The sequence below is a fragment of the Streptomyces sp. WMMB303 genome, from assembly GCF_029351045.1.
GTDB lineage: Bacteria > Actinomycetota > Actinomycetes > Streptomycetales > Streptomycetaceae > Streptomyces.
In genome coordinates this window covers 1,140,001-1,163,827 of the sequence record NZ_JARKIN010000001.1, presented here as the reverse complement: position 1 = coordinate 1,163,827, position 23,827 = coordinate 1,140,001, and the positions used below count along the sequence as shown (strand labels likewise).

The 23,827-nt window shown below is 71.4% G+C and carries 25 protein-coding genes; 17 read left to right on the top strand and 8 right to left on the bottom strand.

What is annotated here, in order from left to right:
- Positions 1 to 56: 56 nt before the first annotated feature.
- Positions 57 to 1,046 (top strand): GTP 3',8-cyclase MoaA, encoded by a 990-nt coding sequence (gene moaA, locus P2424_RS05330; RefSeq protein WP_276474631.1) that lies wholly within the window; start codon positions 57 to 59, stop codon positions 1,044 to 1,046.
- Between the two features lie 67 nt (positions 1,047 to 1,113).
- Here the strand turns inward: moaA and P2424_RS05325 are convergent, their stop codons facing one another.
- The 3 genes from P2424_RS05325 to tyrS all read right to left on the bottom strand — a co-directional run bounded on the left by P2424_RS05325 (position 1,114) and on the right by tyrS (position 3,567).
- Complete coding sequence (locus P2424_RS05325; protein ID WP_276478835.1) at positions 1,114 to 1,359, bottom strand: hypothetical protein; 246 nt, start codon at positions 1,357 to 1,359, stop codon at positions 1,114 to 1,116.
- A gap of 192 nt (positions 1,360 to 1,551) precedes the next feature.
- Positions 1,552 to 1,935, bottom strand: coding sequence for a DUF3099 domain-containing protein (locus tag P2424_RS05320; RefSeq protein WP_276474630.1), 384 nt, complete (start codon positions 1,933 to 1,935; stop codon positions 1,552 to 1,554).
- A gap of 213 nt (positions 1,936 to 2,148) precedes the next feature.
- On the bottom strand, positions 2,149 to 3,567 hold the full coding sequence (gene tyrS / locus P2424_RS05315) for a tyrosine--tRNA ligase (protein ID WP_276474629.1): 1,419 nt from the start codon (positions 3,565 to 3,567) through the stop codon (positions 2,149 to 2,151).
- Between the two features lie 288 nt (positions 3,568 to 3,855).
- On the opposite strand from tyrS, the gene fabG reads away from it, so the two are divergent.
- Positions 3,856 to 4,560: a 3-oxoacyl-[acyl-carrier-protein] reductase gene (gene fabG, locus P2424_RS05310; protein ID WP_276474628.1), complete on the top strand. Its 705-nt coding sequence runs from the start codon at positions 3,856 to 3,858 to the stop codon at positions 4,558 to 4,560.
- 2 nt (positions 4,561 to 4,562) lie between these two features.
- Positions 4,563 to 5,333: an enoyl-ACP reductase FabI gene (gene fabI / locus P2424_RS05305; RefSeq protein WP_276474627.1), complete on the top strand. Its 771-nt coding sequence runs from the start codon at positions 4,563 to 4,565 to the stop codon at positions 5,331 to 5,333.
- A gap of 70 nt (positions 5,334 to 5,403) precedes the next feature.
- Here fabI and P2424_RS05300 read toward each other — a convergent pair whose 3' ends face one another.
- Positions 5,404 to 6,141, bottom strand: coding sequence for an FCD domain-containing protein (locus P2424_RS05300; protein WP_276474626.1), 738 nt, complete (start codon positions 6,139 to 6,141; stop codon positions 5,404 to 5,406).
- Positions 6,142 to 6,164: 23 nt separating this feature from the next.
- Here P2424_RS05300 and P2424_RS05295 point away from each other — a divergent pair, with 23 nt between their 5' ends.
- The 4 genes from P2424_RS05295 (at position 6,165) to P2424_RS05280 (ending at position 8,774) form a co-directional block, all read left to right on the top strand.
- A complete protein-coding gene (locus P2424_RS05295) occupies positions 6,165 to 7,583 on the top strand; it encodes a CynX/NimT family MFS transporter (RefSeq protein ID WP_276474625.1) in 1,419 nt (472 codons plus the stop codon).
- 17 nt (positions 7,584 to 7,600) lie between these two features.
- A complete protein-coding gene (locus P2424_RS05290) occupies positions 7,601 to 7,717 on the top strand; it encodes an SGM_5486 family transporter-associated protein (protein ID WP_254693415.1) in 117 nt (38 codons plus the stop codon).
- Between the two features lie 172 nt (positions 7,718 to 7,889).
- On the top strand, positions 7,890 to 8,144 hold the full coding sequence (locus P2424_RS05285; protein ID WP_276474624.1) for a hypothetical protein: 255 nt from the start codon (positions 7,890 to 7,892) through the stop codon (positions 8,142 to 8,144).
- 114 nt (positions 8,145 to 8,258) lie between these two features.
- Positions 8,259 to 8,774, top strand: coding sequence for a histidine phosphatase family protein (locus P2424_RS05280; RefSeq protein ID WP_276474623.1), 516 nt, complete (start codon positions 8,259 to 8,261; stop codon positions 8,772 to 8,774).
- Between the two features lie 97 nt (positions 8,775 to 8,871).
- Here P2424_RS05280 and serB read toward each other — a convergent pair whose 3' ends face one another.
- Positions 8,872 to 10,116, bottom strand: coding sequence for a phosphoserine phosphatase SerB (serB, locus tag P2424_RS05275; protein ID WP_276474622.1), 1,245 nt, complete (start codon positions 10,114 to 10,116; stop codon positions 8,872 to 8,874).
- A gap of 396 nt (positions 10,117 to 10,512) precedes the next feature.
- Between serB and P2424_RS05270 the strand changes: the two genes are divergently transcribed.
- The 4 genes from P2424_RS05270 to P2424_RS05255 all read left to right on the top strand — a co-directional run bounded on the left by P2424_RS05270 (position 10,513) and on the right by P2424_RS05255 (position 15,711).
- Positions 10,513 to 13,236, top strand: coding sequence for an FHA domain-containing protein (locus P2424_RS05270; protein ID WP_276474621.1), 2,724 nt, complete (start codon positions 10,513 to 10,515; stop codon positions 13,234 to 13,236).
- A gap of 183 nt (positions 13,237 to 13,419) precedes the next feature.
- The gene (locus P2424_RS05265) at positions 13,420 to 14,592 is read left to right on the top strand and encodes a GAF domain-containing sensor histidine kinase (protein WP_276478834.1); all 1,173 of its coding nucleotides are present in this window, start codon (positions 13,420 to 13,422) and stop codon (positions 14,590 to 14,592) included.
- A complete protein-coding gene (locus P2424_RS05260) occupies positions 14,585 to 15,223 on the top strand; it encodes a response regulator transcription factor (RefSeq protein ID WP_276474620.1) in 639 nt (212 codons plus the stop codon). Before P2424_RS05265 ends, P2424_RS05260 begins: the two co-directional genes overlap by 8 nt.
- Before the next feature lie 248 nt (positions 15,224 to 15,471).
- Complete coding sequence (locus P2424_RS05255; protein WP_276474619.1) at positions 15,472 to 15,711, top strand: chaplin; 240 nt, start codon at positions 15,472 to 15,474, stop codon at positions 15,709 to 15,711.
- A gap of 38 nt (positions 15,712 to 15,749) precedes the next feature.
- Here the strand turns inward: P2424_RS05255 and P2424_RS05250 are convergent, their stop codons facing one another.
- Positions 15,750 to 16,580 (bottom strand): hypothetical protein, encoded by an 831-nt coding sequence (locus P2424_RS05250; RefSeq protein WP_276474618.1) that lies wholly within the window; start codon positions 16,578 to 16,580, stop codon positions 15,750 to 15,752.
- Positions 16,581 to 16,685: 105 nt separating this feature from the next.
- Here P2424_RS05250 and P2424_RS05245 point away from each other — a divergent pair, with 105 nt between their 5' ends.
- The 4 genes from P2424_RS05245 to P2424_RS05230 all read left to right on the top strand — a co-directional run bounded on the left by P2424_RS05245 (position 16,686) and on the right by P2424_RS05230 (position 19,850).
- Positions 16,686 to 17,477 (top strand): ABC transporter ATP-binding protein, encoded by a 792-nt coding sequence (locus tag P2424_RS05245; protein WP_276474617.1) that lies wholly within the window; start codon positions 16,686 to 16,688, stop codon positions 17,475 to 17,477.
- 21 nt (positions 17,478 to 17,498) lie between these two features.
- On the top strand, positions 17,499 to 17,921 hold the full coding sequence (locus tag P2424_RS05240; protein WP_074998031.1) for an NfeD family protein: 423 nt from the start codon (positions 17,499 to 17,501) through the stop codon (positions 17,919 to 17,921).
- Between the two features lie 73 nt (positions 17,922 to 17,994).
- Positions 17,995 to 18,960 (top strand): SPFH domain-containing protein, encoded by a 966-nt coding sequence (locus P2424_RS05235; protein ID WP_276474616.1) that lies wholly within the window; start codon positions 17,995 to 17,997, stop codon positions 18,958 to 18,960.
- A gap of 122 nt (positions 18,961 to 19,082) precedes the next feature.
- Positions 19,083 to 19,850: a sulfite exporter TauE/SafE family protein gene (locus P2424_RS05230; protein WP_276474615.1), complete on the top strand. Its 768-nt coding sequence runs from the start codon at positions 19,083 to 19,085 to the stop codon at positions 19,848 to 19,850.
- Between the two features lie 24 nt (positions 19,851 to 19,874).
- On the opposite strand, the gene P2424_RS05225 is transcribed toward P2424_RS05230, so the two are convergent.
- Positions 19,875 to 20,384 (bottom strand): HNH endonuclease, encoded by a 510-nt coding sequence (locus P2424_RS05225; protein WP_276478833.1) that lies wholly within the window; start codon positions 20,382 to 20,384, stop codon positions 19,875 to 19,877.
- Positions 20,385 to 20,899: 515 nt separating this feature from the next.
- Here P2424_RS05225 and P2424_RS05220 point away from each other — a divergent pair.
- A complete protein-coding gene (locus P2424_RS05220; RefSeq protein ID WP_276474614.1) occupies positions 20,900 to 22,579 on the top strand; it encodes an IS1182 family transposase in 1,680 nt (559 codons plus the stop codon).
- A gap of 87 nt (positions 22,580 to 22,666) precedes the next feature.
- Here P2424_RS05220 and P2424_RS05215 read toward each other — a convergent pair whose 3' ends face one another.
- Positions 22,667 to 23,206 (bottom strand): YbhB/YbcL family Raf kinase inhibitor-like protein, encoded by a 540-nt coding sequence (locus tag P2424_RS05215; protein ID WP_276474613.1) that lies wholly within the window; start codon positions 23,204 to 23,206, stop codon positions 22,667 to 22,669.
- Positions 23,207 to 23,385: 179 nt separating this feature from the next.
- Between P2424_RS05215 and P2424_RS05210 the strand changes: the two genes are divergently transcribed.
- Positions 23,386 to 23,817 carry a barstar family protein gene (locus tag P2424_RS05210; protein WP_276474612.1) on the top strand — a complete coding sequence of 144 codons (432 nt, stop codon included), beginning with the start codon at positions 23,386 to 23,388 and terminating at the stop codon, positions 23,815 to 23,817.
- The last annotated feature ends 10 nt before the right edge of the window (positions 23,818 to 23,827 follow it).

Below are 23,827 nucleotides of genomic sequence, written 5' to 3'. Positions count from 1 at the left end.
GTCACATACGTGACTTACGCTGCGAAGCAGATCACGCACTTGGGAGGGCCGTCAGCATGCTGCTCGACACCTATGGGCGGGTCGCCACCGACCTGCGCGTCTCGCTGACCGACCGCTGCAATCTGCGCTGCACGTACTGCATGCCGGAAGAGGGACTGCAGTGGCTCGCCAAGCCCGAACTGCTGACCGACGACGAGATCGTCCGGCTGGTCCGGATCGCCACCGTGGAGCTCGGTGTCACCGAGGTCCGCTTCACCGGCGGCGAGCCGCTCCTGCGTCCGGGGCTCGCCGGCATCGTGGCGCGCTGCGCCGAGCTGCCGGCGCGTCCCAGGATGTCGCTGACCACCAACGGGATCGGGCTGGAGCGCACCGCGCAGGCACTGCGCGAGGCCGGGCTGGACCGGGTCAATGTCTCGCTGGACACGCTCGACCCGGAGACCTTCCGGCGGATGACCCGCCGCAAGCGCCACGCGGATGTGCTGCGCGGGCTGGCCGCCGCGCGGGCGGCGGGACTGACCCCGGTGAAGGTCAACGCGGTGCTGATGCCGGGGCTGAATGACCAGGAGGCCCCAGAGCTGCTGTCCTGGGCTCTGGAGGAGGGCTATGAGCTGCGCTTCATCGAGCAGATGCCGCTGGACGCGCAGCACGGCTGGCAGCGCGAGGGCATGATCACCGCCGGGGACATCCTGGCGTCGCTGCGCACCCGTTTCACGCTGACCCCGGAGCAGGAGAAGGAGCGCGGTTCCGCGCCGGCGGAGCGCTGGCTGGTGGACGGCGGCCCGCAGCGCGTGGGGGTGATCGCCTCGGTCACCCGTCCCTTCTGCCGGGCGTGTGACCGCACCCGGCTGACCGCGGACGGGCAGGTGCGCACCTGTCTGTTCGCCACCGAGGAGTCCGATCTGCGGGGTGCGCTGCGCGGCGGGGCGTCCGACGCGCAGGTCGCGGCGCTGTGGCGGCAGGCGATGTGGGGCAAGAAGGCGGGTGCCGGGATCGATGACCCGTCGTTCGTGCAGCCGCAGCGCCCGATGTCGGCCATCGGGGGCTGACCCGGGGCGGGCGGTCTGCCCACGGTCGCGGCGGGGTCGGCTTCTGCGGCGGGGTCGGGGCGCGGGATCAGCCGCCGTCGGGTGCGTGCCATTCGGCGAGCGGCACGGTGTCTTTGAGGAAGCCGCGGGCGCCCAGGAACTTCGACAGGTGCTCGCGGTGTTCCTCGCAGGCCAGCCAGGTTTTGCGGCGGTCGGGGGTGTGCAGCTTGGGGTTGTTCCAGGCGAGCACCCACTCGGCCGGCTCGCGGCAGCCCTTGGCGGAGCAGATCGGGGTCTCGGGTCCCTCTTCGGAGGGGGAGGCGGAAGGGATCACCGCTTCATCCTGCCTCACGGTCCGGACATTAAGCGACGCCGGGCAGCCACGGGGGGAGCCGCCCGGCGTCGGTCCATCGCTCCGACGGGGGATGCGGAGCGCACATGAAGTATGGCATGCGGGAGCGGTCGTGGTGCACCGGAACCGCAGGATTGATCTGAGGTTTTCTTGAGGTTTGTGCGAAGAGCCAGATCAACTGCGGTCGCTCGCGGTCTCGTTCGAGACCCGATCCGCGTCGTCCGGCGTGGCTTTGTCGCCCGCTTTCGTCACCCGGGAGCCTTCCAGCACCCGCTGCGGAGGTTCCGGCGGAGGAGCGGCCGGGGGAGCCGAAGGCGCGTTCTCGCGCCCGGCGTTGGCGATCACCACCGCGATGTAGGGCAGGATCAGTCCGATCACCAGCGTGGCCACCGCCAGCGGACGCTCGACGTTCCACAGCACCACAGTCAGGATGACGGCGAGGGTGCGGACCAGCATGGAGATCACATAGCGCCGCTGCCTTCCGCGCACATCCTCCTGCAGGCCCTGCCGGGCCCCGGTGATCCGGAAAACCTCGTGCTGGTGCTGCTTCCGCGTCACTCTCCACCACCTGCTCACCTGCCGTTCCCCGCGGCCGCGCGCGGAGATCCGGACTCTTTCCACGGTACGCCTCGGATGCGTCCGCCACGAGACCGGGGCGCCACGTGGACCGGACCGGCCGCCCTGCGCAGGACGGTGGTGCGGCGGATCCGGCAGGGGGCGTACTCCGGCCGCGCGAGGGGGCGTGCGGAGTGCCCCCTCGCCGCGGCGCGGTCACAGCCCGCGGATCTCGGCAACCTTGCGGCCCGCCTTCAGGTACAGCGCGTCGGCCGCCCCGTCGGCCCGCGCGGCGACCGCCTCGCGGGCGATCTCGGCGAGCGGGCGCAGCGCCTCCGCCTCGGAGAGCACCACGGACTGCTGCTTCTGGCCCGCCTTCTCGACGATCAGCCGCAACCCGTTCTGCTTCGCGATGCGGCGGGCGGCCGACGCGCTCGGTGTGAACTCCAGGACTTTGGTCAGGACCGCGGCGACGCCCTCCTCGCCGTGCTCGTCCAGCGCGACGCCGGGGAGCGTCTCCAGGTCGGAGAAGGACTTCTTGGAGAACTGGGCCACGAAGTGGGCGCGGGCCGCCATCGCCGCGGGCACTCCGTGCAGGGCTGCGACGACCTCGCCGGCCAGCACCTTCTTCAGGTCCATGGGGTGCAGCGCACCGGCGTCGATGCGGGCCGTCACCTGGTCGATCTCGGCGTCGGTCCACTCCGTCCAGGCGCGCAGGTAGGGGGCCATCAGCCGGTCCGGAATCGACATGATCTTGCCGAAGATCTCGTCGGGAGCGCTGCCGAGCCCCACGTAGTTGCCCTTGGACTTGGACATCTTGGCGCCCGAGCCGTCCGTGCCCTCGACCAGCGGCATGGTGACCACGAGCTGCGGCTGCTGTCCGCGTACCTCCATCATCCGGCGGCCCATCTGGAGGTTGAGGAGCTGGTCGACGCCGCCCAGCTCCACGTCGCAGTCCAGCTCGACCGAGTCGAGGGCCTGGGCGACGGGGTAGAGCAGCTCGGACATCGTCAGGCCGGAGCCCTCCGAGAGCCGGTTGCGGAAGTCCTCCCGCTGGAGCAGCGCGGAGACCGGCACCTGTGTCAGCAGGCCCAGCAGCTCCGGCAGCGTGAAGGGGGCCAGCCAGTCGCTGTTGCGCGCGAAGCGCACCTTCTCGAAGTCGAAGAACGGCCGCACCTGCTCCTGGTATCCGGAGAGGTTCCGCGCGATGTCCTCGTCGGTCAGCGGGGGACGCTCGGCCGTGCGGCCCGAGGGGTCGCCGATCTTGGCGGTGAAGTCGCCGATGATCAGTGTGACGTCGTGGCCCATCCGCTGGAAGCGGCTGAGCACGATGACCGGCACCGCGTGCCCCAGGTGCACGTCCGGCATCGTGGGGTCGATGCCCAGCTTGATGTGCAGGCCCTTGCCCTGGGCCGCCCGCTCCTCGATCCGCTCGGCCAGCTTCTCCACCGACGGCAGCAGGTCGACCGACCGCGCCCCGATCAGCTCGGCCTGCTCCTCGGCGGACAGGTCGCTCAGGTCCAGACAGCGCCGCGCCCCGGTCTCCGCGAGCAGCCGCTCGACGTTCGTGTCGGTGGAGAGGTCCTGGGCCAGCAGCTCGCTGGCGCGCTGTACGGAGTCGCCGAGGCGTGTCACGTCACTGTCCTGGTGTGGTGGGTGCTCGATACGGTCACGGGAAAGTCTATGCGCCCGTACCCGCGCCGGAGGCCGGGGCAGTCAGCCCCCCCGCCGGGGAACGGCGTTTCTGTAGGGACCCCACAGGAGGCCGCGGATGCCCCTGTCCGTGCCCGAGTGCTCGCGGCCCGGTGGCGCCGGATAGGTTCTGTTTGCGACAGACCGCGACGGCAGTCTGTTCGCGACAGACCGCGACGGCAGAAGGTCGCGGCGGACCGCGACAGCAGAAGCAGGAAGGGTGGGCGCACAGTGAGCCGCTCAGTGCTCGTGACCGGAGGGAACCGCGGCATCGGCCTCGCCATCGCCCGTGCCTTCGCCGAGGCAGGCGACAAGGTCGCCGTCACCTACCGCTCCGGAGAGCCGCCCGAGGGCTTCCTCGGCGTCAAGTGCGACATCACCGAGCCGGAGCAGGTGGAGCAGGCGTACAAGGAGATCGAGGAGAAGCAGGGCGCGGTCGAGGTGCTCGTCGCCAACGCGGGTGTCACCCGTGACCAGCTCCTGCTGCGGATGTCCGAGGAGGACTTCACCTCGGTCGTCGACACCAACCTCACCGGCACCTACCGGGTGGTCAAGCGCGCTTCCCGCGCCATGCTGCGGGCCCGGAAGGGCCGCATCGTGCTGATCTCCTCGGTCGTCGGGCTGATGGGCCAGGCCGGGCAGGCCAACTACGCGGCCTCCAAGGCCGGGCTCGTCGGTTTCGCCCGCTCGCTCTCCCGCGAGCTCGGCTCCCGCAACATCACCTGCAACGTCGTCGCGCCCGGCTTCGTCGACACCGACATGACCCGCGCGCTCACCGACGAACAGCGCGCCGACATCGTCAAGCAGGTACCGCTGGGCCGCTACGCCGCGCCGGAGGAGGTCGCCTCCTCGGTCCGCTTCCTGGCGTCCGACGAGGCCGCGTACATCACCGGAGCCGTCATTCCCGTGGACGGCGGATTGGGCATGGGTCACTGAACATGAGCGGAATCCTCGCTGGAAAGCGCGTCCTGGTCACGGGCGTCATCACCGACGGGTCGATCGCCTTCCACGCGGCGAAGGTCGCCCAGGAGCAGGGCGCCGAGGTCATCCTCACCGGCTTCGGGCGGCTCTCGCTGGTCGAGCGCATCGCCAAGCGGCTGCCCGAGGCCGTGCCCGTCATCGAGCTGGACGTCAGCAACCAGGAGCACCTGGACGGGCTGGCCGACCGGATCCGCGAGCACTGGGGCCCGGACGCGCGGGTGGACGGCATCGTCCACTCGATCGCCTTCGGTCCGCAGGGCGCCTTCGACTTCCTCGGTGCGGCCTGGGAGGACGTCAGCACCGCCGTGCACGTCTCGGCGTACTCGCTCAAGTCGCTCACCATGGCCTGCCTGCCGCTGCTGCACGAGGGCAGCTCGGTCGTCGGTCTCACCTTCGACGCGCAGATCGCCTGGCCGAAGTACGACTGGATGGGCGTGGCCAAGGCGGCTCTGGAGTCCACCAGCCGCTACCTGGCGCGGGACCTGGGTCCGAAGGGCATCCGCTGCAACCTGGTGTCGGCCGGCCCCATCAAGTCCATGGCGGCCAAGTCCATCCCGGGCTTCGAGGAGCTGGCCGACGTGTGGAACCACCGTGCCCCGATCGGTTGGGAGCTGACCGACCCGGAGCCGGCCGGCCGCGGTGTCGTCGCCCTGCTGTCGGACTTCTTCCCCCGTACCACGGGCGAGATCGTGCACGTCGACGGCGGTGTGCACATGATGGGGGCCTGACCCCGCCGTGCCGTGGGCCGGGCCCGCACCCGGCCCGCGGCACGGTTCCGGGCTGCGGCGGGGCGGCCCGCTACAGCGCCCCGTGGCCCCACTCCGCCGTGTGCGAGGCCGCCTCCTCGGAGGCGGCCTCCGCGTCCTGCGTCCGGATGGCGTCCAGCAGCCGGGCGTGGTCCATGTGGTTCTCCGGACGCAACTCCCCGCCCACGTCCTGCCGCAGATAGGACCGCAGCACCTCGCCGAGGTCGGCGTACACCCCGGTCAGCACCTCGTTGTGGGAGGCCGAGAGCACCCCCATGTGCAGGCTGCGGTCGGCGTCGATGAAGCGATCGACGTCGCCGGAGTCCCACGCCGTCTCCCGGCGTTCCAGCATGCCGTCGAGTTCCCGCAGGTCCGCTTCCGTGCGCCGGCGTGCCGCCAGCCGGGCGCCCGCGGTCTCCAGCGCGGACCGCAGTTCCGCCACGTGCCGCAGATCGGCGCCGGCGAACCGGCGGTGCATCACCCCGGCCAGCTCGCTGGTGGCCAGTACATAGGTGCCCGAGCCCTGCCGGATGTCCAGCAGCCCGTTGTGGGCCAGGGCCCGCACCGCCTCGCGCACCGTGTTCCGGGCCACCCCGAGCTGCTCCACAAGCTCTGGTTCGGTGGGGATGCGGCTGCCCACCGGCCACCGGCCCGAGGTGATCTGCTGGCGCAGCGTCGCGATCACCTGGGTGGCCAGGGGGGCGCGCTGGGGAGCCGAGAGCGGGGGCGGCGAGGGCAGCGGGGGCAGCGAGGGCAGCGAGGGGGAGGAAAGCGGTTGGGCAGCATTCATCCCATGATTCTATGATGGGCCGCATGGCATCGGCAGACGACGACAGCAGGAACTCCGCACCCACCACCGACCTGGGGACCCGCACGGTCCCCGCGCGCTCCGCCCGCCCCCCGGCCCTCCCGCCCGAAGCCGGTGCCGCGCCGGCCGCGGTCTCCCGCCGGCTGCTCGGTCTCGTCGCCGCCGGACTCGTCATCGCGGCCCTGAATCTGCGCCCCGCCATATCCGGACTCGGCCCGCTGCTGGAGGAGGTGCGGCGCGGTCTGCACATGAACGGCACCGTCGCCGGGCTGCTGACCTCGGTGCCGCCGCTGTGCTTCGCCGTCTTCGGCGGCCTCGCCCCACGGCTGGCCCGGCGCCGCGGCCCGGCACCCGTCGTGCTGGCCGGCATGGCCGCCATCGCCTTCGGTCTCGCGCTGCGGCCGCTGGCCGGCGGTACGGGTACCTTCCTCGCCGCCACCGCGCTGGCCCTGGCCGGGATCGCGGTGAGCAACGTGCTGATGCCCGTCATCGTCAAGCACTGGTTCCCCGACCGGGTCGGCTCCATGACCGGGCTGTACTCGATGGCGCTCGCGCTGGGCACGGCGGGCGCCGCCGCCGTCACCGTGCCGCTGACCGACGCGCTCGGCGGCGGCTGGCGGGCCGGACTGGGCGCATGGGCCGTACTGGCAGCGGTCGCCCTCGTTCCCTGGGCGGTGCTCTCCCGGAACCACTCGGCCCGCGCCCCCGAACCGCAGACCGCAGACGAAGCCGTCCCCGCCCGCACGGCCGAGGGCGAGGCCGCCGGGCAGCCCCGCGACCGGGGCCGCACCGAGCCGACCGGCGCGCCGAGCGGGCCGGCAACGCCCTCGGAGACCGCGCCGGGGCTGCGGATCGCCGCGTCACCCACGGCGTGGGCCCTCGCCGTCTTCTTCGGCCTCCAGGCGTCCGCCGCCTACATCACCATGGGCTGGCTTCCGCAGATCTTCCGCGACTCCGGGGTCTCCGCTTCGGCGGCCGGTGTGCTGCTCGCGGTGACCATGGGCATGGGGGTGCCGCTCTCCTTCGTCCTGCCCAAGCTGGCCGCCCGGATGCGGCACCAGGGTCCGCTGGTGATCGCGCTGGGCCTGTGCGGGCTGGTGGGCTACGCGGGTCTGTGGTTGGCCCCCGCCGCCGGTGCCTGGGCGTGGGCCCTGGCCCTGGGCGTCTCCAACTGCGCCTTCCCGCTGGCCCTCACCATGATCGGGATGCGTTCCCGGTCCCACTCCGGCGTCGTCAAGCTCTCCGCCTTCGCGCAGAGCACCGGCTATCTGCTCTCCATCCCCGGCCCGCTGCTGGTCGGCTCGCTGCACGACCTCAGCGGCGGCTGGCACGCTCCGCTGCTGCTGATGGCCGCGCTGATGCTGGCCCAGATGGCGACGGGCCTGCTGGCGGGCAGGGACCGGGTCATCGAAGAGGGGCGCTGAGTGGGACACTGGCCCACATGCCAGTGCTCGAACCGAATCCCCCGGAACCGCGGAAGAAGCTGCTGCTGATCTTCGGCGCCATGATGGCGGTCACGGTGGTCATCGGCGTGATCGCCAGCATCGCCGCCGGCTGATCTCTCCACCTCCGCGGCGCTCCGGCCCGCGGGGTGGTGCCAGTACCACCATCCCCTAGGGGCCCTGGGTCAGGGGCGAGTGGGGGGCTTGCCGGATGGGCCCGGGGGTCTCGTGCTCCGTAGTGTCGGAGGCCAGGAGAAGGAAGGCCGAAGGACCCCGGAGGCAAGCCCCATGACGGCCCCCGCGCACCCCATGCCGGACCGGAGCAGGAACCACCGCCCGGCCCCGGGCGCCGCGCTGCCGCGGCGGACGCACGACGCGTCGCAGACCCGGCTGCCCTGGTGGGGCGCGCTGCTGCCGGTGGTCGGCTTCGCACTGCTGCTGGTCCTCCTGGTGGGCGGGGGGCAGGCCGACGCCGCCCAGCGCGCCGCCGACAGCCCACTGCTGTCCTTCCTCACCCATCTGTGGGGTTCCGTCCTGGGATGAGCCGCCGCGGAGGCCCGCCCGCCGGTATGCGGCGGGTCACCGTCCGTCGACCGTGCCGGACCGACCGGTCAACACCCCGCGACCGGCAGCGCGTTTCGTGCGAAGCTGGGACACATGAGCGTCGATGTGCCCCGCAGTATCGTCCTTCTCCGGCACGCCAAGGCGGACTGGCCGCAAGTGGCGGATCACGAGCGGCCCCTCGCGGAGCGCGGCCGCCTGGACGCCCCGGCGGCGGGCGAATGGCTCGCCGGCCAGGGCATCACTCCGCAACTCACTCTCTGCTCGACCGCCACCCGGACCCGCGACACCTGGAAGCTGGCGGTCTCGCACCTGCCGCAGCGCCCCAAGACGGTGTACGAGGAGCGCCTCTACGAGGCGCCGCCCGGTGCGATCATCGAGGTCATCAACGAAGTCCCCGACGATGTGCACGACTTGCTGGTCATCGGCCACAACCCCGGCATGCAGTCGGTCGCCGAGGTGCTCGCCGGGGAAGCCGACCGGGAGGCGCAGGAGCGGCTGGCCCGCGGCTTCCCCACGGCGGCCGTCGCCGTCCTGCGGTACACCGGGTCCTGGAAGTCGGTGGAGCCCGGGAGTGCGGAGCTGACCCACTTCTGGGCGCCCCACGAGTGAGGCGCGCCCTCCGAGTGAGGCGCGCCCTCCGAGTGAGGCGCGCCCTCCGAGTGAGGCGCGCCCTCCGAGTGAGGCGCGCCTCGCGGATCCGGCGCGGTCAGAGGGCCTCGGGCCGGCCGGCACCGGTTCCGTCCGCGGCCTCCACCTCTTCGCGCGTGATACCCAGCAGATAGAGCACGGTGTCCAAGAACGGCACGTTCACCGCCGCGTGAGCGGCCTCCCGGACCAGGGGCTTGGCGTTGAAGGCGACGCCGAGCCCCGCCGTGTTCAGCATGTCCAGGTCGTTGGCGCCGTCGCCGATGGCCACGGTCTGCGCGAGCGGCACGCCCGCCTCGTCGGCGAACCGGCGCAGCAGCCGCGCCTTGCCCGCCCGGTCGACGATCTCACCGGTGACCCGCCCGGTCAGCTTGCCGTCCACGATCTCCAGCGTGTTGGCGGAGGCGAAGTCCAGACCCAGCTCCTCCTGCAGGGCGTCGGTGATCTGTGTGAAGCCGCCGGAGACGACCCCCACCTGATAGCCGAGCCGTTTGAGCGTGCGGATCAGCGTGCGGGCCCCGGGGGTGAGCTGCACCGCCTCGCGCACCCGGTCGACGACCGAGGCGTCGAGCCCGGCCAGGAGCTCGACCCGGGCGTGCAGCGACTGCTCGAAATCCAGCTCGCCGCGCATCGCCCGTGTCGTCACCTCGGCGACCTGCTCCTCGCAGCCCGCATGGGCGGCGAACAGTTCGATCACCTCGTCCTGGATGAGGGTGGAGTCCACGTCCATCACCACCAGCCGCTGTGCGCGCCGCTGGAGTCCCGAGGCGACGACGGCGACGTCGATGCCGTACTTCGCGGCCTCCAGCGCCAGCGAGGTGCGCAGCAGCGCCGTCTCGGTACCCGAGACATCGAACTCGACAGCCAGTACCGGGTATTTGGCGAGCCGGAAGATGCGGTCGATGTTGCCGCCGGTGGAGGTGATGCTGGCCGCTATGGCGGCGGTCGACTCCGCGGTGAGCGGATGCCCCAGCACGGTGACGTGCGAACGTCCGGTGCCGCGAGGGCGGTTGTCGCCCGTGCCGGAGATGATCTCGGCGATCATGCCCATCGACTCGGCCCAACTGTGCACGGTCGCGCGCAGCTCGCCCTCGGAGCCGCTGCCGTTGGTGGGTGCGGTCACCAGGGCGCACAGCGTGATGCGGCCGCGGGTGACCAGTTGCTCGATGTCGACCACCTCGACGGCGAAGGCCGCGAGGGTGTCGAAGAGGCCGGCGGTGATGCCGGGCCGGTCCTTGCCGAAGATCTTGACCAGCAGGGTCGGGGTGTCGGCGTACGACGGAGGCTGGGCCACAGGTGTGCTCATGGTCCTCTCACATTACCGCTGCGCGGTTGCGAAACCCTGCCGGGGCGGTGCGACCGTGGCCGGGCACCACGAAGAGGTACCGCTTCCGTCCCTCTCGTCATGATCGGTCGGAATCAGTCACGGTCGGTTCTGTTCCGTGCACACAACCGCACCAGGGGGCCTTTCCTGTGGCTTCCTGCGGCTTCCCGCCGTTCTTTCGCGGTTCTCCCGTCGCTTCGCCGGACGCCTGCACGGGTTCCCCGGTGTTCTCCGACGGAACGGTCACAGCATGGTCCCTACAGTTGGCCCGGCTTCCTGTCGGACGGCCGAGCCTGAAATAGTTCCTCACGATGTTCGCCATCCCTAGACTCCCTCGCTGCAGGGGGTACCTCGGGGGACAACTTTGTGGGGCATGGAGTGCCGGAACTCGTACTGGAATTGAACGGACAGACCTGGACGCTCGATCCGTCCAGGGCCTATACCCTCGGCCGCGATCCTCAGGGGGACGTGGCGATCGAGGACGCCAGGGTCTCCTGGCGGCACGCCACGGTGCGCTGGGGAGGGCGCGCCTGGATCATCGAGGACCACGGCAGTACCAACGGCACGTATGTGCAGGGACGGCGGATCCAGCAGTTGGAGCTGGCGCCCGGCATGAGCGTCCATCTCGGTAACGCCACCGACGGCCCCCGGCTCGGTTTCTCGGGCGGGGCGCCCGCCGGGCAGGCTCCGGCGGGCGGGATGTATGGCGGACAGACCGCGCCCCAGCAGCAGGGGCAGCCCCAACAGGCTGCGCAGGCCGCGGCTCAGCACAGCGCTCCGACCCAGCAGCCGCAGGTCGGAGGAGCGCCCGGCTGGGGCCAGCAGCCCCAGCAGCCGCATCCCGGCTGGCAGCAGCAGGCTCCGCAGATGCCGCAGCAGATGCAGCACGCGGCCCCGCCGCAGTACGCGCAGCAGCCGCCCCAGCAGCAGCCGCCCCAGCAGCAGCCGCCCCAGCAGCAGCCGCCCCAGCAGCAGATGCCGCAGCAGGGCGGCCACGCAGCGCAGGGCATGGGCGGCCCCGCAGCGGGGGTGGGCGCTCCCGCCGCCGGCGGCGGCCAGGGCGGAGTACCACCGCAGGGCGCGGGCGATCGCAGCCCGACCACCTTCCACCAGCTCTCCCTCGGCCGGGTGATGCGCATCGGCCGTGCGCTGGAGAACGAACTGGTCGTCTCCGACCTTCAGGTCTCGCGGCACCACGCGGAGTTCCGCTCCTCGCCCGACGGCCGGTGCGAGATCCACGACCTGGGCAGCCACAACGGCACCTACGTCAACGGCCAGCCGATACCGCGCTCCGGCACGGTCGCCATCTCCCCGCAGGACATCGTCGGCATCGGCCACTCCACCTTCCGGCTGGTCGGGGACCGGCTGGAGGAGTTCGTCGACACCGGCGACGTGTCCTTCTCGGCCCGCCACCTGACCGTCAAGGTCGACGGCGGCAAGGTCATCCTCAACAACGTCACCTTCGGTGTCCCGGAGAAGTCGCTGATCGGGGTGATCGGCCCGTCCGGCTCCGGCAAGTCCACACTGTTGCGGGCGCTGACCGGATACCGCCCCGCCGACGTCGGCGAGGTCCTCTACGACAACCGGAACCTCTACAAGCAGTTCGCCGAGCTGCGGCAGCGCATCGGCCTCGTTCCGCAGGACGACATCCTGCACAAGGAGCTGAAGGTCCGCACCGCGCTGCGCTACGCGGCCAAGCTCCGCTTCCCCGGCGACGTCGCGGAGGCCGAGCGCAACGCCCGGGTCGAGGAGGTGCTCGCCGAGCTCAAGCTCGACATCCACGCCGACAAGCGCGTCACCTCCCTCTCCGGCGGCCAGCGCAAGCGTGTCTCCGTAGCCCTGGAGCTGCTCACCAAACCCTCGCTGATCTTCCTGGACGAGCCCACCTCGGGCCTCGACCCGGGCATGGACCGCGACGTGATGCAACTGCTGCGCGGCATGGCCGACGACGGGCGCACCGTGCTGGTCGTCACCCACTCGGTGGCCGAGCTCGGGCTGTGCGACAAGCTCCTGGTGATGGCGCCGGGCGGCGGCGTGGCCTACTTCGGCCCGCCCGAGGAGGCGCTGAACTTCTTCGGCTACGACTCGTGGGCGGATGTCTTCTCCGCCTTCGAGAACTACCGCGACTACGACTGGATGGGCCGCTGGCAGGGCTCGCAGCACTACCAGATGTACGCGGCCGACATCGACGCGCAGCATCCGCAGCAGGACCCGTACGCGGCCCAGCAGCAGGCGATGCAGCCCACGCGGCTGCAGAAACCGCAGAGCTGGGGCAGCCAGCTGTGGACACTGATGAGACGCTATGTCTCGGTGATCGTCTCGGATCGCTCCTTCCTCGCGCTGTCCTTCATCACCCCGCTCATCCTCGGCTTCGTCAGCACCCTGATGCCGTCCGACTTCGGACTGACGGCGCCACCGCGCAGGACCAACGGCGACGCGGGCACGATCCTGCTGATCCTCGCCGTCGGCGCGGGCTTCTCGGGCGCGGCCAATTCGGTCCGAGAGCTGATCAAGGAACGCGTCATCTACGAACGGGAACGGGCCACAGGACTCTCCCGGTCGGCGTACCTGATGTCGAAGGTGATCGTTCTGGGGATCGTCGCCGCCATCCAGGTGGTGCTCATGTGCATCGTCGGGTTCTCTCCGCGGGACCTCCCCGAGGAGGGCCTCCTGGTGAGCAACCCGGCCATCGAGATGACCCTCGCGCTGGTCGCCCTCGGCGGGGCGTCGATGATGTTCGGTCTGATCATCTCGTCGCTGGTGAAGACGTCCGAGAAGACGATGATCCTGCTGGTGCTCTTCGCCGTGGTGCAGATCGTCTTCACGGGTGTGCTCTTCAAACTGTTCGACAGCCCTGGTGTGGAGCAGTTCGCCTGGCTCATGCCCTCGCGGTGGGCTGTCGCGGCCCTGGGCACCACGGTCGAGCTGGGCCGCCTGATGCCGCAGGACAAGAAGGACCCGACCAACACCGACCCGCTGTGGGACCACTCCCTGGACCAGTGGGTGACGGACGTGGGCATCCTCGTCGGGATGAGCATCCTGTGCTACTTCATCGTCATCCGGCTGCTGCGCCGCCACGAGCCGGAGATCATGCGCAAGTGAGTGCCTGACCGCGCGGTCCGCACGGAGAAGGGGTCCCTCGGCCGGGGCCCCTTTTTCTGTCGCCGCGCCGCCGCCCCGCCGCCGCCCCGTGCACCGGCCCGTGCGTCGCCGGACCTAGGACCTCCGGCCCGTCCCGACCCTGGCCCGGGTCCGATCCGTGCCCCGGTGCCGCCGGGTACCGTGATCGGCATGGTCCCCCGCACAGGGCTCGCCGCGGTCAGTGCGGCACTGCTCGCCATGAACCGCCGGCTCGAGGTGCGCGACGTCCTCCAGACGATCGTCGCCTCGGCCCGCGATCTGCTCGACGCGGAGTACGCGGCGCTGGGCGTCCCCGACGATCAGGGCGGCTTCGCGCAGTTCGTCGTCGCCGGAGTGAGTGACGAGCAGTGGAAGGCCATCGGCCCGCTCCCGCGGCAGCACGGCATCCTCGCCGCGATGCTGCAGGACGCCACTCCCCAGCGGCTCGCCGACGTCCGCAGGGACCCCCGGTTCGGCGGCTGGCCTACCGCGCACCCCATGATGGCCGACTTCCTCGGCATGCCGATCGCCGACGGCGAGCAGGTACTGGGCGCGCTCTTCCTCGCCAACAAGCGCTGCGCGCCTCCGCGGGAGCAGAGCCGACCGGCGTCCCGGGAGCGGACCTGCGCCTTCACCGAGGACGATGAGGAACTGCTCCGCCTGCTCGCGCAGCACGCCGCCATCGCGCTGACCAACGCGCGGCTCTATGAGCGCAGCCGCGAGCTGACCATCGCCGAGGAGCGCACCCGTATCGCCCACGAGCTGCACGACGCGGTGGCCCAGAAGCTCTTCTCGCTGCGCCTGACGGCCCAGGCGGCCACGGCCCTCGTCGACCGCGATCCCGCGCGGGCGAAGGCCGAACTGCACGAGGTGGCCCGGCTCTCCGGCGAGGCCGCCGACGAGCTGCGGGCGGCTGTCGTCGAACTGCGCCCCGCGGCGTTGGACGAGGACGGCCTGGTCGCCACGCTGCGCACCCAGGCCCAGGTTCTGGACCGCGCGCACAGTGCCGAGGTGGACTTCGTGTGCGAGGGCGTGCGCGCTCTCCCCGCGGCCCAGGAGGAGGCCCTGCTGCGGGTCGCGCAGGAGGCCCTGCACAACGCGCTGCGGCATGCGGACGCGGGCCGTGTCCAGGTGTCCCTGGTGCGCCGCGGCCCGTCCGCCGTCCTCACCGTCACCGACGACGGCAGGGGCTTCGACCCCGGCGCGGTGCACTCGGCCGGCCGCCATCTGGGCCTCGTCTCGATGCGCGACCGGGCCTCCGGAGTCGGGGGCACATTGACTGTCCGCTCGGAGCCCGGCAAGGGCACCGCTGTCGCTCTGGAGGTGCCCGGTGGCTGAGCCGATCCGTGTGCTGCTCGTCGACGACCACCAGGTCGTACGGCGCGGGCTGCGCACATTCCTGGAGGTGCAGGACGACATCGAGGTCGTGGGGGAGGCGTCGGACGGCTCCGAGGGCGTGGCACGCGCCGAGGAACTGCGGCCGGACGTCGTCCTGATGGACGTCAAAATGCCCGGGGCGGACGGCGTCGAGGCGCTGCGCACGCTCCGTGAGCGGGACAACCCGGCAAGGGTGCTGATCGTCACCAGCTTCACCGAGCAGCGCACGGTCGTACCGGCCCTGCGCGCGGGTGCCGCGGGGTACGTCTACAAGGACGTCGACCCCGAGGCGCTGGCCGGCGCCATCCGATCCGTGCACGCGGGCCATGTGCTGCTGCAGCCCGAGGTCGCCGGGGCGTTGCTCACCGACGACCAGAGCGCGTCCGCCGGGCGCGGCCCCGCGCTGACCGAGCGGGAGCGCGAGGTGCTCGGGCTGATAGCGGACGGCCGCTCCAACCGCGAGATCGCCCGTTCGCTCGTGCTGTCGGAGAAGACGGTCAAGACCCACGTCTCCAACATTCTGATGAAGCTCGACCTGGCCGACCGGACCCAGGCAGCCCTGTGGGCCGTCCGCCACGGGGCGACGGGATGACGGCGTGACGCCCCGTGACGCGGTGACGCTGTGACGGGGCGGCGCCGGGGTGACGGTGGGACCGGCCAGTCCCCGCACCTCGCCGGCAGCCGGGAATCGGAGATCAGTTCCCAGCGAGCCGAATTTCATACTGTCGTGTGGTCGTCATCTTTTCGGCGCACCCTCCCGGCTGATGTCCCGTTCTCCATGGCGTGCCCGCGGCGGTCGGCCGCGGGCACGGTTCCGCAGACGCACAGGGAGAACACCCCATGAACACTGCCAAGAAGGCCGCCCTCGTCCTCGCCGCCGCCGGCGTCGCCGCCGGGGCCTCCGCCGGCTCCGCGTTCGCCCAGAGTGGCGCGCAGGGCCAGGCCGCCAACTCGCCGGGCGTCGGCTCGGGCAACCTCGTGCAGGCCCCGGTCCACGTGCCCGCGAACGTGACGGGCAACTCCGTCAACGTGGTCGGCGTCCTCAACCCCGCCTTCGGCAACCTCACGCACAACAGCTGAGGCACACGGCCCGGACCCCGGGAGGCGGGCGGCGCCGGTCAGGCCCGTCCGCCCTCCCGGCGCCGCTCCAGCTCCTCCGCGTAGGCGTTGTAGGCCGCCACCTGCGCACGGCGGGCCGTGCGCTCCACCGGGCGCAGCGCCTCGGCGCGGGACGCCATCTCCGCGGCGCTCACCGCGCCGCCGTGCTCCCGCCCGTCGCCCCCGCCGTCCCCGTAGGCGATGGAGACCAGCGCTGCGACGCGCTGCCCGAGCTCCAGCACCCGCACGGCGCGCGGGGGATAGCCCGGGGCCAGCAGCTGCCTGCCCGCCTCCATCCGCGCCCGGTACGCCTCCAGGGCCGCGTCGGCCACCGGCCCCGAGCCCGCGACGTCGAGCCGGGTCAGCACCTCGGTCGCCTCCCGCATGGCCTCGGCCAGCTCCCGCTCGGCCTCCGCCAGCGAGGGCACGTCGGCCGGCGGAGCCTCCCGCACCGGCAGGCACTCCCACCGGACCTCCGTGTGCACGTCCTCCGGATCCCCGTCGGCTGGCCCCGCCGCGTGCACCTCCGGCACCAGGCCCAGCGCCGTCCCGTGCACCAGCACGGCCTCCTCGGCCTCCATCGCCCGCGCGTTGAACTCCGGCGGCCCGCTCAGCCCCAGCGGATGCCCGGGCACCGGCAGCGCCACCCGCAGCCCCGTGGCACCCAGCGACCGCAGCTTCCCCAGCGCCAGCGTCAGCCCCACCGGACCGCCGTCGTCCCCCGGCAGCGCGACGCGGTGCCGGGCGTCCTCGGCCACGATGCGCTCGGCCGCCTCGTCGGGCGCGACGAGGCCGGCGAGCAGTGCGTTTCCCCAGGCGGCCAGCCGCCCTGAGCGAGGTTCTGTGAGCATGGACCAAGCCTAGGGAACGGGCTTCGCACACGGTGGCGTAGGTTTTCCCCTGGGGAATGTGCCCATAGGCACCTCAAGGCGACTGCAATAGGAGACAACGCGCTCATGAGCGAAGTACTGGAGCTGGTGGACGTATCCGTGGTCCGCGACGGACGTGCTCTGGTGGAAGATGTCTCCTGGTCGGTCAAGGAGGGCGAACGCTGGGTCATCCTCGGCCCCAACGGCGCGGGCAAGACCACGCTGCTCAACCTCGCCTCCAGCTACCTCTTCCCGACCTCCGGCACCGTCGGTGTCCTGGGCGAACGCCTCGGCAGCGTCGACGTGTTCGAGCTGCGTCCCCGCGTGGGGATGGCCAGCATCGCCATGGCCGAGAAGCTGCCCCGCCGCCAGACCGTGCTGGAGACCGTGCTCACCGCCGCCTACGGCATGACGGCCCACTGGCAGGAGAGCTACGACAAGGTCGACGAGGACCGCGCCCGGGCCTTCCTCGACAGGCTCGGCATGTCCGACTACCTGGACCGCAGGTTCGGCACCCTCTCCGAGGGCGAGCGCAAGCGCACCATGATCGCGCGCGCCATGATGACCGACCCCGAACTGCTCCTGCTGGACGAGCCCGCTGCCGGACTCGACCTGGGCGGCCGCGAGGACCTCGTCCGGCGCCTCGGCAGACTGGCCCGCGACCCGTACGCCCCCTCCATGCTGATGGTCACCCACCATGTCGAGGAGATCCCGCCGGGCTTCACCCACGTCCTGATGATCCGCCAGGGCCAGGTACTGGCCGCCGGGCCGCTGGAGACCGAGCTGACCTCCCGGAACCTCTCCCTGTGCTTCGGCCTGCCGCTGGTCGTCGAGGCGCAGAACGGTCGCTGGACCGCACAGGGCCTGCCACTGCGCTGAGCGGGCGCCTACCATGGCCGTGTGGACGCATGGGTCTGGTGGCTCGTAGCCGCCGCAGCGCTGGGTATCCCGCTCATCATCACGGCCATGCCGGAGTTCGGCATGCTGGCGGTGGGCGCGGTGGCGGCCGCCGGAGCGGCGGGGATCGGCGGGGGGCCGGTGGCCCAGGTCGTCGTCTTCGCCCTCGTCTCCACGGCGCTGATCCTGGTCGTACGGCCGGTCGCACGCCGGATGCGTACCGAACGCCCCGCGCTGGCCAGCGGGGTCGACGCCCTCAAGGGACGGCGGGCCGTGGTGCTGGAGCGGGTCGACGGGGACAACGGCCGCATCAAGCTCGCCGGGGAGGTCTGGTCCGCGCGGGCACTGGACACCGACACCGCCTTCGAGCCGGGCAGCCAGGTGGACGTGGTCGAGATCGACGGAGCTACGGCTGTCGTGATGTGATGGCTATGAGCAGCCGAACACGGGCAGTGATTCTTCAGTCAGCGACTTCTGAGATCATGCAGGGGGCAAGGCCATGGACGCCATCATCATCGTCCTGATCATCCTGGTGGTGCTTGTCTTCATCGCACTCATCAAGACGATCCAGGTCATTCCGCAGGCCAGTGCGGCGATCGTGGAGCGCTTCGGCCGGTACACCCGTACCCTCAACGCGGGCCTGAACATCGTCGTCCCGTTCATCGACACCGTCCGCAACCGTGTCGACCTCCGGGAGCAGGTCGTCCCCTTCCCCCCGCAGCCGGTGATCACCCAGGACAACCTCGTGGTGAACATCGACACCGTCATCTACTACCAGGTGACCGACGCCCGTGCCGCCACCTACGAGGTCGCCAGCTACATCCAGGCGATCGAACAGCTCACCGTCACCACGCTCCGCAACATCATCGGCGGGATGGACCTGGAGCGCACCCTCACCTCCCGCGAGGAGATCAACGCCGCACTGCGCGGAGTGCTGGACGAAGCGACCGGCAAGTGGGGCATCCGCGTCAACCGCGTCGAACTCAAGGCCATCGAGCCGCCGACCTCCATCCAGGACTCGATGGAGAAGCAGATGCGGGCCGACCGCGACAAGCGCGCCGCGATCCTCCAGGCGGAGGGCGTCCGCCAGTCGCAGATCCTCACCGCCGAGGGCGAGAAGCAGTCGGCCATCCTGCGCGCCGAGGGCGAGTCGCGCTCCGCGGCCCTGCGCGCCGAAGGTGAGGCCCAGGCCATCCGCACCGTCTTCGAGTCGATCCACGCCGGCGACCCGGACCAGAAGCTGCTCTCCTACCAGTACCTCCAGATGCTTCCGAAGATCGCCGAGGGTGACGCGAACAAGCTCTGGATCGTCCCCAGCGAGATCGGCGACGCACTCAAGGGCCTCGGCGGCGCCCTGGACACCTTCCGCCCGGACTCCGGCGGCAACGGCGGCGGCACCCCCGCTCCGCCCAGCGTCGCCAAGTCCTCGCGGCCCCCGCGCGAGCAGCCCCCGCTGGACTCCTGACCCGCCGTCCGCGACCCGCGAACCCGGACAGCGGCCGTCCACCAGCCGGACCCCCGTACACAGCCGCAGCCCCTTCGGGCATGATCGGTTCCACTGGAACCGAACACCGGAGGGGCTGACGCGTGACCATATGGGAAGCCGTGGCCGTCTGTGCGGCAGGCATCGGCGCCGGAGGCATCAACACCGTCGTCGGCTCCGGCACGCTCCTGACCTTCCCCGTGCTGCTGGCCGTCGGCCTGCCACCGGTGACCGCCAATGTCTCCAACTCGCTCGGGCTGGTCCCCGGCTCGGTCAGCGGAGCGATCGGCTACCGCCGGGAGCTGCGCGGCCAGGGCCGCCGCGTCCTACGGCTCGGCCTCGTCGCCCTCCTCGGTGGACTCGCGGGCGCCGTCCTGCTGCTCACCCTGCCCTCCAGCGCCTTCGACACGATCGTCCCGGTACTGATCGCGCTCGCCCTGGTCCTCGTCGTCCTCCAGCCCCGACTGGCCGCGGCCCTCCGTCGGCGCCGCGAACGGGAGAGCAGCGGCGGCCACCCGCACGGCGGTGTGCCGCTGCAGGGCGGAATCCTGTTCGCCAGCGCCTACGGCGGCTACTTCGGTGCGGCCCAAGGCGTCATCTATCTGGCCCTGATGGGGCTGCTCATCCCCGACGACCTGCAGCGCATCAATGCTGTGAAGAACGTCCTGGGCGCCGTGGTCAACGGCACGGCCGCCGTGTTCTTCCTCTTCGTCGCCGACTTCGACTGGACAGCCGTGGTGCTGATCGCCCTCGGCTCGGCGGCCGGGGGCCAGCTCGGCGCCAGGATCGGGCGCAAGCTGGCCCCCGGCGTGCTCCGGGGCGTCATCGTGGTCGTCGGCCTCGCCGCGATCGTGCAGCTCCTGCTGCGGTGACCGGGGCGAGCCGGCCGCCTTCCCTCAGGCCGTCGCCGGCAGCGTCAGCCACTCCGGGAGCGACTCCCCCTCCGCGAGCCCCAGTGCCAGCAGCAGCGCGTCGGCCGGTGTCGGCTCGAACGGCTTGACCAGGAGCTTCATCCCCGCCTGGCCCGGTGTCCTGGCAGCCTTGCGGTGGTTGTCCGCCGCGCACGCGGCGACCGTGTTCAGCCAGGTGTCCCCGCCGCCGTGCGACCGCGGGACGATGTGGTCCACCGTGGTCGCCCGGCGTCCGCAGTACGCGCACCGGTGCCGGTCCCGCACCAGGACGCCCCGCCGCGACCACGGTGCCCGTTGTCGGAACGGCACCCGCACGTACCGGCGAAGCCTGATCACCTGCGGCACCGGCAGCTCCACCTGCGCCGCACGCACCCGCAGCCCGGAATGCGCCTGTTCGACGACGGCCTTGTCCCGCATCACGAGCACCACCGCACGCCGCAGCGACACCGTCGACAGCGGCTCGAAGCTCGCGTTCAGTACCAGCGTCTCCCGCATCCCGACCGCCTCCCCTTCTCCCGTCCCGACCGCTTCGCGCCGGGTGGCACCCACTGTGCCGCTGTCCATCGGGGCCGACAACGCAATTTCGCCGGGGAGTACGGCAGGTGAAGGGGCCGAAAACGCCAGGTCGCGAAAGGGAGCGCGGGGCCCCGAGGGCCTGGGGCGCGGGGACCGGTCGCACAGGCCCGCGAGAGGGAGAGCGGTCGCCCCGGCGGGTGGACAGCAGGCAGTCGGCGCGGTCGTCCGGCCCCCGGCCGGACTCCGGCGGACGGCAGCACTCGCAGAGTGCCCGCCGCCCCCGCTCGCGGTGATGGACCGCGCCACGGTGCCGACTGCCCCGTATACGGTGCGCCGCGCACACAGCGCGGCGCAACGGAATTCTTCCGGCCGGCCCGGGGCCGGGCCCCGGACAACGGGATGCTGTTGGTAAATCCGGGGCCTGTACGTGACGTCGGCCTTCAAGACCCGGTTGTGGTCTTGAAGGCCGACGTTGTCGTATGGGGTGGGTGCGGATGTCGATGCAGCCGAAGGGGTCTGGGGAGATCCCGGCGGAGACGGTGCGGGTGGCGCGGGCCGCGTTTCCGAAGGGGAGCCTGGCGATCCGGCTGCGGGACGGACTGGGGCCGTTGTTCACGGATGAGGAGTTCGCGGATCTCTTCCCCGCCCGGGGGCGTCATGCCTGGTCACCGGCCGGACTGGCGCTGGTGTCAGTGTTGCAGTTCGTGGAGGGGCTGACCGACCGGCAGGCCGCGGAGGCGGTGCGGGCGCGGATCGATGTCAAGTACGCGCTCGGCCTGGAACTGGATGATCCGGGCTTCAACTTCTCGGTTCTGTCGGAGTTCAGGGACCGGCTCGCCCAGGCGGACGGCGGACGCCGGGTGCTGGACGGCATCCTGACAGCAGCCCGCGAGAAGGGGCTGGTCAAGAAGGCGGGCCGGGCCCGCACGGACTCCACGCACGTGTTGTCGGCGGCGCGTGACCTGTGCTGGCTGGAGATGGTGGCGGAGACGCTGCGGTCGGCGCTGAACGCGCTGGCGCAGACGGCCCCGGACTGGCTGGCCGGTGTCGCCGAGCCCGACTGGTTCAGGCACTACGCGACGAGGGCCGAGGACAGCCGGTTCCCCACCAGCCGGGCGAAGCGGGACGAGGTCGGGCTACGGATCGGCCTGGACGGAACACGCCTGCTGGCAGCCGTCTTCGCGCCCGGCGCCCCCGACGGTCTCCGCGCCCTCGCCGAGGTGGAGACGCTGCGGCAGATGTGGGTCCAGCACTTCCACCAGGTGGAAGGTGAGGTGAGGCGGCGGGACCCAAAAGACCGCCCGCCGGGCGCGTTGCGCCCGGTCACCCCCTATGACACCGACGCGCGCACCAGCATCAAACGCGATACGGCGTGGGACGGCTACAAGGTCCACCTCACCGAGACCTGCGAACCGGACACCCCGAACCTGATCACGAACGTCGCCACGACGGTGGCCACCGTCTCCGACCGGTCGATGGCCGAGACGATCCACACCCAGCTCACCGCACGGGACTGCACGCCCGGCGAGCACTGGGTAGATGCCGGCTATCCCACCGGTGCCACCCTGATCAGCGCCCGGGACGAGCACGGCATCGCCCTGCACGGGCCGCTCCAGGCCGATAACAGCGCCCAGTCCAGCACGGACAGTGGCTTCGGCCAGGACGCCTTCATCATCGACTGGGGCAGCAAGCAGGCCACCTGCCCCGGCGGCAAGACCAGCATCAACTGGAGCGAACGGCTCTCCCAGACAGGACAGCCCGTGCTGCGGGTCCGGTTCTCCGTGCTTGACTGCCGTCCCTGTCCGGTGCGGCGGGAGTGCATCAACTCGCCCTCCGGCAAGAGCCGTGAGCTGCGACTACGCCATCACGACGAACACCACGCGCTTCAGACGGCCAGAGCCGAGCAGAAGAGCGACGAATGGAAGGAACGCTACAAGGTCCGGGCGGGGGTCGAGGGCACCATCGCCCAGGGCGTTCAGCGCTGCGGCCTGCGCAGATCCCGCTACCGCGGTCTGACGAAGACCAGCCTCCAGCACCAGCTCACCGGCGCCGCGATCAACCTCGCCCGCGTCGACGCCCACCTCACCGGCACCCCACGAGCACGCACCCGCACCAGTCATTTCGCACGACTTCGCCCCGCCGACCAGACGATCGACGGGGCGAAGAAGGCGTAGGCCCCGGATTTACCAACAGCATCCAACGGGGCCGGGCCCCCGGACAACCCGGGGACCCGGAGCCCGGCATTCCGGACGGCGGTGGGCTCAGCCCTCGGCCGGGATCTCGTACTCGCCGATGAGCTGACCCCGCGCCAGGGTGTGGAAGCGCAGATTGAACCCGACGACGGCGGGGGAGGCATCGGCGTCCGGGCCCAGCTTCTCGGTGTCCACGGCGTACACGGTGAACACATAGCGGTGCGGGCCGTCCCCGGGCGGCGGCGCGGCACCGCCGAAGTCGCGCGTCCCGAAGTCGTTGCGCACGTGTACGGCCCCTTCGGGGAGCCCCTTCATCCCGCCCGTACCGGCGCCCGCGGGCAGCTCGGTCACGTCGGCCGGGATGTCGAAGACGGACCAGTGCCAGAACCCGCTGCCGGTCGGCGCGTCCGGGTCGAAGCAGGTCACCGCGAAGCTCTTCGTCCCCTCGGGGAAGCCTTCCCAGCGCAGCTGCGGAGAGGTGTTCCCCTCCGCGTACACCTGTGCGGTACCCAGATGGCCGCCGTCCGGCAGATCGTCGCTCAGCACGCGAATCGACGGCACCTGGGGGTGGAAGTCATGGGGGAGCGGGCGCCGTTGCTGGTCGGTCACGTCGTGAACCTCCTCGTCACGCGAATCGCTGTAACGGCCAGCCTAACGATCCTGACCGTCTCTCTTTGCCACCATGACGGGGTGCGACAGCACACCCCGTGCATCCCAGCCCTGTGCCCGCAGGAGTCAACGCCATCAGGTGACTGACCACGACGAGACCCCGAAGCGGTGGTGCGACCATGACCAGCCCCGTGGACCTGCCCGAGCTGCCCCAGGCCGACCTCCCCGGCCTCTTCGACGACTCGGTGCCTCCCGGCGTCTACCGGCTGCCGTCGGTGGGCCCCGACGCGCTGATGCAGGCGGACGCGGCGGGCTGGTTCGGCGCGGTCGTGGATCTGACCGGCGTCGACAACAAAGCGGAGTTCATGGAGCGTTGCGCCACCGGACTGGAGCTCCCCGACTACTTCGGGCGCAACTGGGACGCGCTCGCCGATCTGCTCACCGACCTGTCCTGGTGCGGGAAGCCGGACGGCTACCTGTTGCTGGCCACCGGCTGGTCCGGGTTCGAACACGCCGACCCGGGGGACGCCGCGGCCGCGGCCGAGGTCTTCACCGCGGCGGTCGGCTTCTGGGCGGTACGCGAGACCCCGCTCAGCATCCTGCTCGGCTGAGCGGGGTCCC

What these genes read in the sequence shown, in the direction of transcription:
- P2424_RS05210 (WP_276474612.1), top strand. Translation starts at nt 23,386, where the DNA reads ATGACCAGCCCCGTGGACCTGCCCGAGCTGCCCCAGGCCGACCTCCCC.
- P2424_RS05255 (WP_276474619.1), top strand. Translation starts at nt 15,472, where the DNA reads ATGAACACTGCCAAGAAGGCCGCCCTCGTCCTCGCCGCCGCCGGCGTC.
- moaA (WP_276474631.1), top strand. Translation starts at nt 57, where the DNA reads ATGCTGCTCGACACCTATGGGCGGGTCGCCACCGACCTGCGCGTCTCG.
- P2424_RS05250 (WP_276474618.1), bottom strand. Translation starts at nt 16,580, where the DNA reads ATGCTCACAGAACCTCGCTCAGGGCGGCTGGCCGCCTGGGGAAACGCA.
- P2424_RS05220 (WP_276474614.1), top strand. Translation starts at nt 20,900, where the DNA reads ATGTCGATGCAGCCGAAGGGGTCTGGGGAGATCCCGGCGGAGACGGTG.
- fabI (WP_276474627.1), top strand. Translation starts at nt 4,563, where the DNA reads ATGAGCGGAATCCTCGCTGGAAAGCGCGTCCTGGTCACGGGCGTCATC.
- P2424_RS05235 (WP_276474616.1), top strand. Translation starts at nt 17,995, where the DNA reads ATGGACGCCATCATCATCGTCCTGATCATCCTGGTGGTGCTTGTCTTC.
- P2424_RS05295 (WP_276474625.1), top strand. Translation starts at nt 6,165, where the DNA reads ATGGCATCGGCAGACGACGACAGCAGGAACTCCGCACCCACCACCGAC.
- serB (WP_276474622.1), bottom strand. Translation starts at nt 10,116, where the DNA reads ATGAGCACACCTGTGGCCCAGCCTCCGTCGTACGCCGACACCCCGACC.
- P2424_RS05290 (WP_254693415.1), top strand. Translation starts at nt 7,601, where the DNA reads ATGCCAGTGCTCGAACCGAATCCCCCGGAACCGCGGAAGAAGCTGCTG.
- P2424_RS05280 (WP_276474623.1), top strand. Translation starts at nt 8,259, where the DNA reads ATGAGCGTCGATGTGCCCCGCAGTATCGTCCTTCTCCGGCACGCCAAG.
- P2424_RS05285 (WP_276474624.1), top strand. Translation starts at nt 7,890, where the DNA reads ATGACGGCCCCCGCGCACCCCATGCCGGACCGGAGCAGGAACCACCGC.
- P2424_RS05300 (WP_276474626.1), bottom strand. Translation starts at nt 6,141, where the DNA reads ATGAATGCTGCCCAACCGCTTTCCTCCCCCTCGCTGCCCTCGCTGCCC.
- P2424_RS05245 (WP_276474617.1), top strand. Translation starts at nt 16,686, where the DNA reads ATGAGCGAAGTACTGGAGCTGGTGGACGTATCCGTGGTCCGCGACGGA.
- P2424_RS05225 (WP_276478833.1), bottom strand. Translation starts at nt 20,384, where the DNA reads ATGCGGGAGACGCTGGTACTGAACGCGAGCTTCGAGCCGCTGTCGACG.